The sequence below is a fragment of the Streptomyces sp. NPDC002835 genome (assembly GCF_053591995.1).
Map to the genome: position 1 here is coordinate 41,321 of NZ_JBSFUW010000038.1, position 14,122 is coordinate 55,442.

Below are 14,122 nucleotides of genomic sequence, written 5' to 3' on the forward strand. Positions count from 1 at the left end.
GCGACATATGGTCAAGGGGGTCAGGCCGAGAGGTTCATCCCCGCCACGGGAGGCAATGCATGGCCAGGGAGACCGGGCAGGGCGCCGGCCGGCGTGCCGGTGACCGAGGCCGCTACGGTCGGCTTAACCGGGAGCGGGTCCTTGCCACCGCTTTGGAAGTGGTCGATCGTGAAGGGCTCGGGGCGCTGAGCATGCGGCGACTCGGCGCCGAGCTGGGCGTCGAGGCCATGGCTCTTTACCGGTACGCGGATGGCAAGGAAGCCCTGCTGGACGGCCTGGTCGAGGCTCTGTATCTCGAGTTGGAGGACATGCTGGCCACGGAGCCCCGAGATGCGGAAGCGCCGACCGCGAACGCCTCGCGAGGGTCTCCCGCGTGGCGCGCGGAACTCCACCGCATTGCACGGGAGACCTACTTGGTCGCCCTGCGTCATCCTCACGCAGTGCCCCTGTTGGCGACCCGGATGCTGGCCGTCCCCCTCGCACGCCGTCCCCCGGCCGTACTCCGGGACCACGAGCGGGTCCTGACGCTGCTGCAACAGGCCGGCCTGGATGACGCCGCCACGGCACGAACCCACCGGGCGTACACCGCATGGCTCCTCGGCTATGTCTTCGTCGAGCTCCGCTCCATGGTGGACGCTCCCGACGAGTCCGATCCTGCGTTCAGACTCGGCCTCCACCGGATGCCGGCGCAGGAACTTCCCCGGCTCCGCGCGGCCACCGCCGACCTCGCCGAGCGGGAGGGACCGGAGGGACTCGCCGCGGGGCTGGACGCTCTGCTCGACGGCCGCGTTCCGAACAGCGGCGACTCCCCTGCTGCCGGCGGGTCCGGACCTGGGCCGCCGCGTTGATCACGACTCACGAGCGGTGTCGAGGTCACGAAGGTCACCGGACGCCGGCCTGACCGACGTGACTCCCGAGGTCCTGGACCCTGGCCACGTGACGGCTGGCAAGGCCGCACTCAGAGGTACGAGACCCGTGGACCGGGGTATGCCGGGTTCCGAGACGCGTGTCCCGCCGGAGGCCGACGGACTGGTCCTCCGCATCGGACTCTCCGCGGCCGACGCCCACGGCAGTCAGGCACTGAAGCCGGTGCGATCTGTTCCCGGCAGCCGTCGGTCGCAGGCCGCTCGGCCGGTCGGCGTGGAGCCCGTCCGGGCAGGACGTGTGCGGGATCGGCGGGTGCCTGGCATGACCCTCTCCGTCTCTCGGTGACCGTTCGCCATCCCATGGCGAAGGCGTCCTACCCGGCTGACCGGGCGAGCCGGAAGGCAAGACTCGCCACGTTCAACGGGGTGCCCGCTGGTCAACACGGCTCAATACGGCGCGCAGGCATCTGGGTCAGTGCGGGATTGACTGCCCGTCAGGCGGGGTACCGGTCGGCCCTGCCTCACTGCGCGGACCGGAAAGGAGCAGCGATGGCTGAGCGGCACGGCGATGCGGCCGGCCCCGGGGAGCGGGACGCCGGGACATGGCCGCGAACCGGGTGCTGCCTGCGGGGTTTCTCCCGAAAGCCGCCCCACCCGACCGGGCCGTGACATGGACGGGTTCACCGCCGCGCTCGCCCTGCTCGCGTTCGTGCTGCTCGCCCTGGGCGCCGTCCATGGCGCGGCACGGCTCGTACGAGTGACGTCCGACCCCTTGAACGCCCAGCCGTTCGGCTCCGGGCTCGAGCCGGCCGAGCACGCGGTGAGCCGGTTCCATGTGCGCTGGTATCCGGTGACGATGCTCTTCCTGGCCTTCGACATGGAGATGGTCTTCATGTATCCGTGGACCCGGGTCGTCTCCGCCATGGGACCGAGCGCCGTGATCGAGATGTTCGTCTTCCTCGGGGTGCTCGTCGCCGGGGTCCTCTACGCCTGGCGGGAGGGCGCGCTGCGATGGACCTGACGGCCGTGCTGTTGCGTGCGGCGGCCGCACGCCCACGCGTGCTGCTCGCGACGATGCCCGTGGCCGGTACGCGGGTACGGCTGGCCGCCGAGCGGGAGTTCGCCGTACGGGACTTTCCCGTCGCGCTCACCCCTGCCGACGCCGACCTGCTGCTCGTCGCGGGGCCCCGCTGCCCGGCCCTGGACGAGGCCGTCGACCGGCTGTGGCAGGACATGCCCGCTCCACGGGCCCGGGTGCGTGCCGAGCGGGCAGGAGAAGTGGCGGGGGCGCTCGTGGCCGGCTGCGCGCGGCTCGCCGACGCCGCCGGTCAGCGTGCCGCTGCCGGCGGCCATGACGGCGGGGCCCACTCCCACGGCGCGGCGGACGGCGGCGACGAGCACGAGATGCCGGCCGGGCTGCCGATGGCCGAGCAGGGGCCGGACCGTGACGGCCTGGCCCTCGACCGGCTGCATGTCCCGCTCGGGCCGCTCCTCGCCGACTGGCCGTCCGGTCTGGCGCTCCGTCTGACCCTGCAGGGAGACGTCGTACAGGAGGCGGGCATCGAGCCGACGACGCCGTTCCCCACGGCAGCCGCCCCGTCGTTCTGGTCCGAGCCGTGGGCCCGTGCGATCGCCGGCGAACGGGTCGAGGCGGGGGAGGCGGCCCGGCGCCGGGCCGCCTCCCACCTGGACAGCCTCGCCCGCCTCCTCGCCGCCGCCGGATGGCCCGCGGCGGCCACGGCCGCCCGGCGGCTGCGGGACGACCTCCTCACCGGTGCGGCGGCGGACGCCGTACGGCCGAGGGCGCGGCGGCTGGCCGCGCGGGTCGGCCGGTCGCGCACGCTGTACTGGCTGACCCGGGGCATCGGCCCGCTGACGGCCGGTGAGGCGGCGGCCGCCGGAGTGGGCGGGCCCGCCGCGCGGGCGGACGGGGACGTGCCCGCCCGCTACCGGCTGTGGCTCGCCGCCGTACTCGACGACCTGGACCGGCTGGCGGACACCTCTGCGCTCGACCCCGGCCGCGACGAGGGCCCGCGCGGCCCCCTGGACGGGCGACGCAACCCGTCGGCCGCGCTGACGGAGGTGCTGCCACGACTGCTGGAGGGCGCGGAACTGGCGGCGGCCCGGCTGATCGTGGCGAGCCTCGACCCCGACCCGGAGGAACTGACCGGCCGTCCGGCGGAGGTGACCCGTGGTTGAGGTCGCGCCGTGGTGGTCCCTGCTCGTCGCCCCCGCGCTGCTGCTGATCCTGGCCCTGTGCGCGGTCGCCGGCGACGCCCTGCTGGCCGCAGGCGAGGCCGGACGTCCGGCCACGGCGTCCGCGGCCCTGCGCCCGCTGCTCGACGTGCCCCGGCTGCTGGTCGCCCAGCCCCGCCGGACGCCGGCCGCCGACGTCCTGCTGTGGCGGCTGGGCGTACTCGTCGTCCCGGCGGCGGCCGTACTGTCCGTCCTCGTCGTGCCGTTCGGTCACCGTGTCATCGTCGACCTGGAGGTTGGCGTCGTCTGGTTCAACGCCATGGAGGTGCTGACCTGGGGCGGCCTCTGGCTGGCGGGCTGGGGCCCGAACTCCGCCTTCGCCCTGGTCGGCGGCTACCGCTTCGTCGCCCAGGGCCTGGCCTACGAACTGCCGCTGATGTTCGCGCTCATCTCGGCCGCCACCGGAGCCGAGTCGCTGCGCCTGGGGGACATCGTCGCCGCGCAGCAGGGCCTGTGGTTCGCGGTGTGGATGCCGGTCGCGTTCGTCGTCTACCTGGCGAGCGTGCTGGCGTTCAGCTTCCTGGGGCCGTTCGACCACCCGGCCGGCCGGGACATCGCGGGCGGTGTCCTCGGCGAGACCTCCGGAGTCGACCGGCTGCTGCTGCGGGCGGGCCGGTGGCTGCTGCTGGCCGCGGGGTCCGCCATGGCGGTGCCGCTGTTCCTGGGCGGCGGCGCCGGGCCGCTGCTGCCCGCCTGGGCCTGGTCTCTGGTGAAGACCCTCGCCGTGCTCGGGCTGCTGGTGTGGGCGCGGCGGCGGGTCCCGACCGTGCGGGCCGACCGGTACGTGGAGTTCGCCTGGGTCGTCCTCGTCCCGCTGACCATCCTGCAGGCGCTGGTCCCGGCGCTCGTCGTGCTGGGCCGATAGGAGGTGACGGTGTCCGCCGTCCTGTTCGCGGTACTGGCCGTGCTCGCCCTGGTCAGTGCTGTTCTGGTGTTCCGCCTCGGTTCCATGGCCCGGGTGACCTTCGCGCTGCTGGCCTCCCTGTGCTTCGCCGGGGGCGAGGTGGTCCTGCTCGGGCTGCCGTATCTCGGCGTGGTCGTCGTTCTGATGATGGTCATGGAGATGGTCATCATGGCCGTGTTCATGATCGCGTACATGATGAACCCGGCGGGGCTGATGCCCATGTCGATGGTGCACAACAAGCGCGGCTCGCTCGCCATCAGCATCGTGACCTTCCTGGGCCTGGCCGCCGGCATCCTCCTCGTACCGTGGCCGCGCCGGCGGGGCACGGCACCGGCGGACACCACCTTCCAGGTGGGGGAGTCGCTGATGGGCTCCCACATGCTGACGATGATCACGCTCGGTTTCGCCCTGCTCGCCACCATCGTGGCGGCGACCGTCCTGGCGACGGACCGGGGCCGCTACGACCGCTTCGGCGACGACCTCGACCGACGCCCGGCCAACGACCCGGCGGGCGGAGGAGTGGGCCGGTGATCCTCGAACTCTTCCTGCTCCTGGCCGCCGGGCTGTTCTCGATCGGCCTGTACGGCGCGCTGTCCCAGCAGTCCATCGTCATGATCATGATGGGTATCGAGCTGATGATCGGCGCCGTCATCGTGGCCGCCGCCGCGTTCTGGCACTTCCTGGCCCCCGCCGCGGCGAGCGGGCAGGTGATCGTCGTGGCCGCGGTGGTCGCGATGGCCGTCGAGATGGCCATGGGCTTCGCGGTCACCACGGCCATCTTCCGGTCCCGCCAGGTCGACATGGCCGACATGGCAGAGGACCTCAAGGGATGACCGCGCTGCTGTGGCTGCTGGTGGCCCTCCCGCTGCTCACCGGCGGCGCGCTGGCCGTGGCCGGGCGGGCGGCCGACCGGTTCGCCCCCGCCTTCGGCGTGGCCGTCGCGCTGGCGGCGCTCGGCCTGGCGGTCGCGACGGGAGTCGGCAGGCCCGCCGTCCGGGCGCCGCTGTTCGCGGGCATGGAGGCCGGGCTGCGGGTCGACGGCCTGTCCGCGGTGATGGTGATCACCGTGGCCGCGGTCACCACCGCCGTACTCGTCTTCGCCGCCGGGCAGTTGGACCGACCGGCCGGGCCGCCGGACCGCTCTGCCGGACAGTTGGAGCGATCGGCGGGGCCGCCGGACCGCTCCACCGGGCCGCCGGACCCCGCCGCCGGGCCGCCGGACCACACCGCGGGCCGCGCCCGGTTCTTCGGGCTGATACTGCTGTTCGCCGGGGCCATGCTGGTCACCGTCACCGCGACCACGCTGCCCCTGCTGCTCATGGCCTGGGAGATCATGGGCGCCGCCAGCTGGGCGCTCATCGGCTTCCGGTGGCACGAGCCGCACCGCGTCCACGCGGCGGACACCGCCTTCCTCACCACCCGCGCCGCCGACCTGGGCCTGTACCTGGCCGCCGGCGCGGCCGTCGCGGGCGGCGTCGGCTCACTGGAGCTGGACGCCCTGCGCACCGCCGACTCGCCGTGGCTCCAGATGGTGACCGCCGGCGTGGTCCTGGCGGCGCTGGGCAAGTCGGCCCAACTGCCGTTCTCCTTCTGGCTGTCCCGGGCCATGGAGGGCCCCAGCCCGGTCTCGGCGCTGCTGCACTCGGCGGCCATGGTGGCGGCGGGCGCCTATCTGCTGCTGCGGCTGCACCCGCTGCTGACCGCCACCGCCTGGGCCGGACCGCTCGTCGCCTGGACGGGAGCCGCCACCGCCGTGCTGCTGGGCCTCGTGGCGCTCGCGCAGACGGATCTCAAGCAGTTGCTCGCGGCCTCGACCTGCGCGCAGGTCGGGTTCATGGTGCTGGCCGCCGGCGCCGCCGGTGTGGCGGGCGGCACCGCACACCTGGTGGCGCACGCCGCGGTCAAGGCCGGGCTGTTCCTCGCCGCCGGCGCCTGGCTCACCGCCCTCGGCACCAAGCACCTGCCCGCACTGCGCGGCGCCGCCCGCGCGTACCCGCTCGTCGGCGCCTGCTTCGCCGTCGGCGCCCTGACACTGGCCGGACTACCGCCGCTGTCGCTGTGGGCCACCAAGGACGAGGTGCTGGCCGCGGCGTACGAACGCGGCACCGCCCTGTACGCGGTCGGCCTGACGGCCGCCGCCGTCTCGGCCCTCTACAGCGTCAAGGCCCTCTGGTACGTACTGCGTCCGCTGCCGGTGGACGCCGCGCCCCGCGACCCCGAACGCCCCCGCAGGACCGGCTGGGCGACGAGCGCGCCCCTGGTGGTGCTCGCCCTCGCCGCCGCCACGCTCGGCGTCCTGGCGCTGCCCGGCGTCGCCCGCGCGCTGCGGTCGGCGGTGGGCACCCCCGGCGAACCCGCCCCGCACCTCTGGGAGCTCACCCTCTCCGCGGCCGTCGCCCTCGCCGCCGCGGCGCTCGTCTGGTGGCGCGGCCCACGCCCGGCCCCGGTACCGGGCGCCGTACGACGGTGGGCGGCCGGGTGGCTGGGGCTGGAGCGGGCCGCGCACCTCCTCGTCGCCCGCCCGGTGATGGCGCTGGCCCGGAGGCTGGCCGTGTTCGACGACCGGGTCGTCGACGGGGCGGTGCGGCAGGCGGCGCGCGGCGGCCTCGCGAGTGCCCGGCTGGCGCGCCGTGCGGACGACAGCGGCATCGACGCGCTGGTGAGCGCAGTCGCCGCCGGCGCGCGCCGGCTCGGCGGCCTGGCACGCCGCCCCCAGACCGGGCTCCTGCACCAGTACTACGCCCAGGCCGCGGTGGGCTTCGCCGTGCTGGTCCTGATCCTGCTGTTGGTGAGGTAACCCATGCTGACCCTCGTCGTCTTCCTGCCGCTGCTGGTCTGCGTCGTGCTGTGGCTCTGGCCGCGAGCCCTGCCCGACCGGGCGTGCACGACGGTATGGACCGCGACCGCCGCGGCCGACCTGGCCCTGGTCGTCGCCCTGTGGGCCGGCTTCGACACCGGCGGCGGCCTCCAGTACGAGCAGCGGATCTCGTGGATCCCCGGTGCAGGGGTGAGCTACCACGTCGGCGTGGACGGCCTGTCGCTCCCCCTGGTGGCGCTGACCTGCCTGCTGTTCCTGGCCGTCGCCGTGTACTCGCTGCGCGAGACCCGCCGGGTCCGCAACTACGCGTGCCTCTTCCTGTTCCTGCAGTCGGTGTCCCTGGGACTGTTCGTCGCCCTCGACCTGATTCTGTTCTTCGTCTTCTTCGACCTGTCCATCGTCGGCATGTTCTTCGTCATCGCCGGATGGGGCCACGGCGAGCAGGGGCGCGCGGCGGCGCTCAAGTTCTTCCTCTACACCTTCATCGGGTCCCTCGCGCTGCTGCTCGGCTTCATCGGCCTCTTCCTGGCCGCCGACCCCCACACGTTCGACATGGTGGAACTGGCCGCGGCCGACCCGCTGGCCGGCCGGGGAACCTACGCCGGGCTGGTGCTGCTCGCGATCGGCGTCGGACTGGCCGTGAAGACACCCACCGTGCCCTTCCACACCTGGCTGCCGCCCGCGCACACCGACGCCCCCGCCGCCGGGTCGGCGATCCTGGCGGGCGTGCTGCTGAAGATGGGGACGTACGGCTTCGTCCGTATCGCGATGCCCATCCTGCCCGGCAGCTGGCGCGACCATGCGCTGGTGTTCATCGTCGTCGGCGCGGTCTCCGCCGTGTACGGGGCCCTCGTCGCCCTCGGGCAGACCGACTTCAAACGGATGATCGCCTACACGTCCGTCAACCACATGGGATACGTCATCCTCGCGGTCGGCGCCGCCGGCGTGCTCGCCGACACCGACACCCAGGCCCGCGCCCTGGCCGTCACCGGCGCCGTCGTCCAGATGGTCAGCCACGGACTGCTCACCGGGGCGCTGTTCCTGCTGTGCGGCGTGCTCCACGACCGCGGCGGGACGTACGCCATCGACGCCTACTCCGGGCTCGCCGGGCCGATCCCGCGGTTCGCCGGCGTCACGGCTGTCGCCGCGTTCGCCAGCCTGGGCATCCCCGGCTTCTCCGGTTTCATCGCCGAGTTCCAGATCTTCACCGGCAGCCTCGCCTCCCAGGCCACCGCCACCGCCGTCGCCGTCACCGGCATCCTGCTGACCGCGGCCCTGTTCCTGCGCGCCCTGCGCCGTATGCTCCTGGGCCCGACACGGCTGCCCGGCTCCGTCCGCACCGGCGGCTTCCGGGACCTGGCCCCCACCGAGGCCGTCTCCATCGTGCCGCTGCTGGGCATCGCCCTGGTCATCGGCGTCCTGCCGCGGCTGCTGCTGGACGTGATCGAGCCCGCCGGCCGCACCCTGGCCGAACTGGTCGCCCGATGAACGACAACCTCGCCGCCCTGCTGCCCGAGACCGCCCTGCTCGGCGCGGCCGTCGTCGGCCTCCTGGCCGGGTCCTGGCTGCCCCGCCGCCACCAGTGGGCCGTCGCGGCGCTGGCCGCCGCGGCCTGCCTGGCCGGTCTCGCCGCCACCGCCGTCACGATGGCCACCGGCCGCGAACAGACCGTCTTCTCGGCCTCCTTCGCCGTCGACGCGGCCACCAACGCAGGGCGCCTGATCGTGCTCGGCGCCCTGCTGCTGATCCTGGCCACCTCGGTGGAGACGGTGCGCGGCCACAAGAGGGAGAGCGAGTACTACGTGCTGCTCCTGCTCTCCGCCGCGGGCACCCTCGCCATGATCGGCGCCAGTGACCTGCTGACCCTCTTCGCCGGCTACCTGCTCGCCAGCGTCCCCGCGTACGCGCTCGCGGGCTTCGCCAAGGACGCGTCCGCCACCGAAGCGGCGATGAAGTACTACCTGATGGGCGCCGTCCTCGGCACCACCATGCTCGCCGGCGTCACACTGCTGTACGGCGCCGGCCGCGCGACCGTCTACGGGCAGCTGCACGAGAACCTGCCCACGGCGCCGCACGCGGTGGTGGCCCTCGGCCTCGTCGCCGTCCTCAGCGGCCTGCTGTTCAAGATCGGCGCGGTGCCGGCGCACTTCTGGGTGCCCGACGTCACCGAGGGGACCAGCGCCCCGGTCGCCGCCTACGTCACCACGCTCCCCAAGATCGGCGGGCTCGTCGCCGCGTTCCGGCTCGTCCACCAGGCGCTGCCCGCGCAGACCGTCGACTGGCCCCTGCTGGTGGCCGTGCTCGCCGCCGCCTGCATGACACTGGGCAACCTCGCCGCCTTCTTCCAGACCTCCGTCAAACGGCTCCTGGCGTACTCCACGATCAGCCAGGTCGGCTATCTGCTCATGGCCGTCGCCGTCGCCACCCGCAGCGGCCTCGCCCAACAGGCGCTGCTGTTCTACCTGGCCGCCTACGCCCTGACCAACATCGCCGTCTTCTCCGTGGTCACCGAACTCCCCAACGCCCGGACCCTGGACGACTACCGCGGCCTCGCCCGGCGCCGGCCCGCCCTCGCCGCCGTACTCGTCGTCTGCCTGCTCGGCTTCGTCGGAACGCCGCCCACCGGCGTCTTCCTCGGTAAACTCGAAGTGTTCAGCGCCACCGTCGACGGCGGCTACACCTGGCTCGCCGCCCTCGCCGTCGCCAACACCGTCGCCTCCCTCTTCTACTATCTGCGCTGGCTCGGCCCGCTCTTCCGCCCCGTCCCCGACGATCTGCCCGCCCGTACGCACCTCGTCCTCGGCCGCTGGTCCGCGACCGCCGCCTACACCGCCGGCGGCGCGTCCCTCGCCCTCGGCATCGCGGGCGGGGCGGCGATCCCGCTCACCCTCGGCCCCCTCCTGCGCTGACGGCCCCGGCCGCGGGCCGTGCCACGCAAGGGGACCCGTTCGAGGAGGTCTGACGTGCCCGTGAACCACGCCGGTCCCGCCGACTCCTGGTGGAGCGAGTCGGTGGTCTACCAGATCTATCCGCGCAGCTTCGCCGACTCCAACGCGGACGGAATCGGCGACCTGCAAGGCATCACCGAGCGCCTCGACTACACCGCCCGGCTCGGCGTCGACGTGCTGTGGCTCTCGCCCGTCTACCCGTCCCCGCACGACGACAACGGCTACGACATCAGCGACTACCGGGACATCGACCCGTTGTTCGGCACCCTGATCGCCAACGTCCCCGCCACCACCCCGCTCACGGCCACGCACACCCTCCGGCCCTGGGAGGCCCGCGTCCACCGCCGCACCGCCTGGCATCCCGGGCCCCGGCATCCGTAGCCGTATCCCGGCCGAACGCGCCCCACGACGCCCACCGCGCGACGATGGTGAGTACGGGACGCGTCGGTCGTTTCAGAGAGGCGGCACGGTGATGCGGTACGTGACGGTGACGGCCCTGAGCCACCCGGGGCTGGTCCGCGATCACAACGAGGACAGCGTCGTGGTCGGCCCGTGGACGCTGTGCGGCACCGTGACCGAGAATCCGCAGACCCTCATCTTCCCCCTGGGTACTCCGCTCGTCGTCGCGGTCGCCGACGGCATCGGCGGACAGCCGGGCGGCGAGGTGGCCAGCGCACTGGTCGTCCGGCACCTGGCGTCGTACGGCCCCTCCCTGGACAGCGAGGAAGCGGTCCGTGACGCGTTGAACGAGTGCAATCACGCGGTGTACGCGGCGGCCGAACGCGATCCCGAGCTGCTCACCATGGGCACCACGGTCGCGGGCGCCGTCGTCCTGGAGGAGTCGCTGCTGGTGTTCAACGTGGGCGACAGCAGAGTGCTCGACACGTCCGGGGGCGATCTCCGCCGGCTGAGTGTGGACGACAGCCCGCCGCTGCCGCCGGGGCGGCGCACCACCTCACTGGTCACCCAGGCGCTCGGCGGCGGCCACCGGTTCAGCGCCGTCACCCCTCACATCACGAAGTCGCCGCTCTCCGCGGCCGATCGCATCCTGGTGTGCACGGACGGACTGACGGACCCCGTGCCCGAGGACGTGCTCCGCGAGCTGCTGCGGGCCCACGACGGCGGCAGGGCGGCCTACGAGATGTGGAAGTCCGCCATCGAGGCGGGCGGCCCCGACAACATCACCCTCGCGCTGATCGGCATCGGCGGTGACGACGACCAGTAGGGGCGCCGCCGTGGCAGGGTAAGAGACGACCGGCGACCCCGCCCCGTACCGCCCGTCGCGCGCGGGCGCACGCCGTGAAACCTCCGCCGCATGGTTCTAACCTGGGGAAATGGGCAGTGGCCTGGTCACTCTGTTCCTCTGCGGCGATGTCATGCTCGGCCGCGGTGTCGACCAGATCCTGCCGTATCCCGGCGACCCGGCACTGTGCGAGGAGTATGTACGCGACGCCCGCGCCTACGTCGAGCTCGCGGAGGCCGCCAACGGCCCCATTCCCCGCCCCGTCGACCCCGCATGGCCCTGGGGCGACGCGCTCCAGGTCCTGGACGACGCCGCGCCCGCCGCCCGCATCCTCAACCTCGAGACCGGCGTCACCCGGCACGACACGTTCGCACCCGGCCGGTACGTCCACTACCGGATGAACCCCGACAACCTCCCCTGCCTGGCCGCCGCCCGCCCCGACGTCTGCTCACTGGCCAACAACCATGTCCTCGACTTCGGCCGCCCCGGACTGGCAGAGACCCTCGACGTCCTGGCGGCCGCGGGTCTGCGGACGGCGGGCGCCGGGCCGAACGCCGACGCGGCGAAGCGTCCGGCGATCGTCCCCGTGGACGGCGACCACCGGGTCCTGGTCCTCTCCCTCGGGATGCCCTCCAGCGGCATCCCCGCGCACTGGGCGGCGACGGAAGACCGCGGCGGGGTGCGGTTCGTGGCCGGAGCATCGCAGGCCGCCGCGTACGAAATGCTCGGTCTGGTACGGCAGACGAAGCGGCCCGGCGACATCGTGGTGGCGTCCATCCACTGGGGCTCCAACTGGGGATACACCGTCCACCGGGACCAGACCGCCTTCGCGCACGCGCTGATCGACGGCGGCGTGGACGTCGTGCACGGTCACTCCTCGCACCACGCCCGGCCCCTGGAGACGTACCGGGGGAAGCTCGTCCTCTACGGGTGCGGCGACTTCATCGACGACTACGAGGGCATCACCGGCTACGAGGAGTACCGGGACGACCTCCGGCCGCTGTATCTCGTCTCGGTCGAGCCGGACACCGGCCGCCTCGCCGACGTGCGCGTCACCCCCTTGCAGGCCCGGAAGATGCGGCTGCGGCACGCCTCGTACGAGGATGCCCGGTGGCTGCGCGCACTCCTCGACCGGATCGGTCACGGCTTCCGCGCGAGCGCCGACTCCCATCCGGCGGGCACGTTCGTCCTCCGGCCGTCGTGACGGCGGCATCCGTGCCCGTTGCGGTGTCGGTGCACAGCAGACCGTCCCTCCATGGCCAATATGGACTCCGACTGGAAGGTGACCTCACCATGAAGACGCCTCAGATCGTCACGCCGCAGAAGTGGGAGGCGGCGCGCGAGCAGCTGCTCGTGAAGGAGAAGGAGCTGACCCGCGCCCGGGACGCGCTGGCCGCGATGCGCCGGCGGATGCCGTGGACGGCCGTCGACAAGGAGTACGCGTTCGAGGGACCAGGCGGCCGGGCGAGCCTGCTCGACCTGTTCGAGGGCCGTCGTCAGCTGATCGTCTACCGCGCCTTCCTCGAGCCCGGCGTGTCCGGCTGGCCGGACCACGCGTGCGTCGGCTGCTCCATGGTGGCCGACCACGTCGCCCACCTCGCGCATCTGAACGCCCGCGACACCACCCTCGCCTTCGCCTCCCGCGCGCCGCAGCCGGACATCGAGCGCGTGAAGGCGCGGATGGGCTGGACGATGCCCTGGTACACGATGCTCGACGACTTCGACGCCGACTTCGGCGTGGACGAATGGCACGGCACGAACGCGTTCATCCGCGACGGCGACAGCGTGTTCCGCACGTACTTCATCAACAACCGCGGCGACGAGGCGCTGGGGACCACCTGGAGCTACCTCGACATGACCGCCATCGGGCGGCAGGAGGAGTGGGAGGACTCGCCGGAGGGCTACCCGCAGACCCCGCCCTACCAGTGGTGGAACTGGCACGACGCGTACGGCGACAACGAGCCGGCGCGAGGCTAGTCGCCCGTTGCGTCGCCCGGTCGGCCCGCCGGCGTGCCGGCGACCTGGGTGACGAGGAAGTCGAGCCGCTCCTCCTGGCCCTCCGGGGGGATGCGGCCGCTGTCCGACAGGACGGCCATGCCGTGCAGCGCGCTCCAGACGACCTCGGCGAACAGTTCGCGCCGCTCGTTGGCCGGGCGGAAGCAGCTGACGAACTCGTCAAAGCCGGCCCGTAGCGGGGGCAGTGTCTCGGCGCTCGCGAACTTCAGGTCCGTCGGCAGGACGAACATGGCCTGGTACAGGGCCGGCCGCTCGGTCGCGAACTCCAGATAGGCGCGGCAGACGGCATGCAGGGCACCATCCGGCTCCGGGGCGGCCTGCCGCGCGCGGCGCAGGTGGGCGGCGAGTTCACCGAAGCCGTCGACGGCGACGGCGCTCACGATGGCGTCCTTGCCGTTGAAGTGGCTGTACAGCACCGGCTGGCTGTACTCGACGCGCTCAGCCAGCCGTCGTGTCGTCACCGCCTCCCACCCCTCGGCCTCCGCGAGCTCGCGCGCGGCTGTGACGATCAGCTGATGACGGTGGGCGCGTTCACGTTCACGGCGCTCGTTGATGGCGGACATGACGACATCCTAGCAACGCTAGACAACCTGTCGAGGCTAGAGCTATCGTCGCTACCACTACTAGCGCCGCTAGGAACTGCTGCGGGCGCTGCCACCGAGAGGGGAAGCAACCCATGCTCACCAACGTCGCCGCCGCGCTGGCCGGAGTGATCGGCGCAGGCATCATCTTCATCGGCGCACGCGCCTTCTGGGCACCGCAGGCCGCGGCCGGCTTCGGCATCCCCGACACGCCGACCGGGGACCGTAACTTCCAGGCCTGGTTGACCGTCAAGGCCGTGCGAGACATAGCCTCGGGGCTCTTCATCTTCATCCTGCTGATTGGCGCGACACCCCAGCTGCTGGGCTGGTTCATGCTGGCCGCCACCGGCATCCCCGTCGGCGACGCCCTGATCGTGCTGCGCAACAACGGGCCCAGGGCGGCCGTTTACGGCGTCCACGGGTCCACCGCCGCGGTGATGCTAGTGATCAGCGTGCTGCTGCTCGTCGCGTAGCCGTCAGAAGCGGCCTT

Annotated in this window: 14 protein-coding genes and 1 pseudogene; 14 read left to right on the forward strand and 1 reads right to left on the reverse strand. The window is 72.8% G+C overall.

Annotation, left to right across the window (positions count from 1 at the left end; genetic code table 11):
- The first annotated feature begins 59 nt into the window (after positions 1–59).
- The 13 genes and pseudogenes from ACWD01_RS30355 (at position 60) to ACWD01_RS30415 (ending at position 13,012) form a co-directional block, all read left to right on the forward strand.
- Positions 60–848 (forward strand): TetR/AcrR family transcriptional regulator, encoded by a 789-nt coding sequence (locus ACWD01_RS30355; protein ID WP_451166226.1) that lies wholly within the window; start codon positions 60–62, stop codon positions 846–848.
- A gap of 688 nt (positions 849–1,536) precedes the next feature.
- Positions 1,537–1,887, forward strand: a complete 351-nt coding sequence (locus tag ACWD01_RS30360) for an NADH-quinone oxidoreductase subunit A (RefSeq protein ID WP_451166228.1) — start codon at positions 1,537–1,539, stop codon at positions 1,885–1,887.
- A complete protein-coding gene (locus ACWD01_RS30365; protein ID WP_451166230.1) occupies positions 1,878–3,065 on the forward strand; it encodes a hypothetical protein in 1,188 nt (395 codons plus the stop codon). Before ACWD01_RS30360 ends, ACWD01_RS30365 begins: the two co-directional genes overlap by 10 nt.
- A complete protein-coding gene (locus ACWD01_RS30370) occupies positions 3,058–3,987 on the forward strand; it encodes a complex I subunit 1 family protein (protein ID WP_451166232.1) in 930 nt (309 codons plus the stop codon). Before ACWD01_RS30365 ends, ACWD01_RS30370 begins: the two co-directional genes overlap by 8 nt.
- 9 nt (positions 3,988–3,996) lie before the next feature.
- Entirely contained in the window at positions 3,997–4,557 is a 561-nt protein-coding gene (locus ACWD01_RS30375) for an NADH-quinone oxidoreductase subunit J (protein ID WP_451166234.1), read from the forward strand.
- The gene (locus ACWD01_RS30380; RefSeq protein ID WP_451166235.1) at positions 4,554–4,859 is read left to right on the forward strand and encodes an NADH-quinone oxidoreductase subunit NuoK; all 306 of its coding nucleotides are present in this window, start codon (positions 4,554–4,556) and stop codon (positions 4,857–4,859) included. Before ACWD01_RS30375 ends, ACWD01_RS30380 begins: the two co-directional genes overlap by 4 nt.
- A complete protein-coding gene (locus ACWD01_RS30385) occupies positions 4,856–6,823 on the forward strand; it encodes an NADH-quinone oxidoreductase subunit 5 family protein (protein ID WP_451166237.1) in 1,968 nt (655 codons plus the stop codon). The genes ACWD01_RS30380 and ACWD01_RS30385 overlap by 4 nt, the downstream gene beginning before the upstream one ends.
- Before the next feature lie 3 nt (positions 6,824–6,826).
- Entirely contained in the window at positions 6,827–8,332 is a 1,506-nt protein-coding gene (locus ACWD01_RS30390; protein ID WP_451166239.1) for a complex I subunit 4 family protein, read from the forward strand.
- Positions 8,329–9,753: an NADH-quinone oxidoreductase subunit N gene (locus tag ACWD01_RS30395; protein WP_451166241.1), complete on the forward strand. Its 1,425-nt coding sequence runs from the start codon at positions 8,329–8,331 to the stop codon at positions 9,751–9,753. Before ACWD01_RS30390 ends, ACWD01_RS30395 begins: the two co-directional genes overlap by 4 nt.
- A 54-nt stretch (positions 9,754–9,807) precedes the next feature.
- Positions 9,808–10,062: pseudogene (locus ACWD01_RS30400) on the forward strand (alpha-amylase family glycosyl hydrolase); the annotation flags it as partial.
- Positions 10,063–10,264: 202 nt separating this feature from the next.
- Positions 10,265–11,017, forward strand: a complete 753-nt coding sequence (locus tag ACWD01_RS30405) for a PP2C family protein-serine/threonine phosphatase (protein WP_451166243.1) — start codon at positions 10,265–10,267, stop codon at positions 11,015–11,017.
- A gap of 109 nt (positions 11,018–11,126) precedes the next feature.
- Positions 11,127–12,239: a CapA family protein gene (locus ACWD01_RS30410; protein WP_451166244.1), complete on the forward strand. Its 1,113-nt coding sequence runs from the start codon at positions 11,127–11,129 to the stop codon at positions 12,237–12,239.
- Between the two features lie 89 nt (positions 12,240–12,328).
- Complete coding sequence (locus ACWD01_RS30415) at positions 12,329–13,012, forward strand: DUF899 domain-containing protein (RefSeq protein WP_451166246.1); 684 nt, start codon at positions 12,329–12,331, stop codon at positions 13,010–13,012.
- Here ACWD01_RS30415 and ACWD01_RS30420 read toward each other — a convergent pair.
- Complete coding sequence (locus tag ACWD01_RS30420; RefSeq protein WP_451166248.1) at positions 13,009–13,614, reverse strand: TetR/AcrR family transcriptional regulator; 606 nt, start codon at positions 13,612–13,614, stop codon at positions 13,009–13,011. The two genes, ACWD01_RS30415 and ACWD01_RS30420, sit on opposite strands and share 4 nt — an antisense overlap.
- A 113-nt stretch (positions 13,615–13,727) precedes the next feature.
- Here ACWD01_RS30420 and ACWD01_RS30425 point away from each other — a divergent pair, with 113 nt between their 5' ends.
- Positions 13,728–14,105, forward strand: coding sequence for a DUF4267 domain-containing protein (locus ACWD01_RS30425; protein WP_451166249.1), 378 nt, complete (start codon positions 13,728–13,730; stop codon positions 14,103–14,105).
- Positions 14,106–14,122 lie beyond the last annotated feature (17 nt).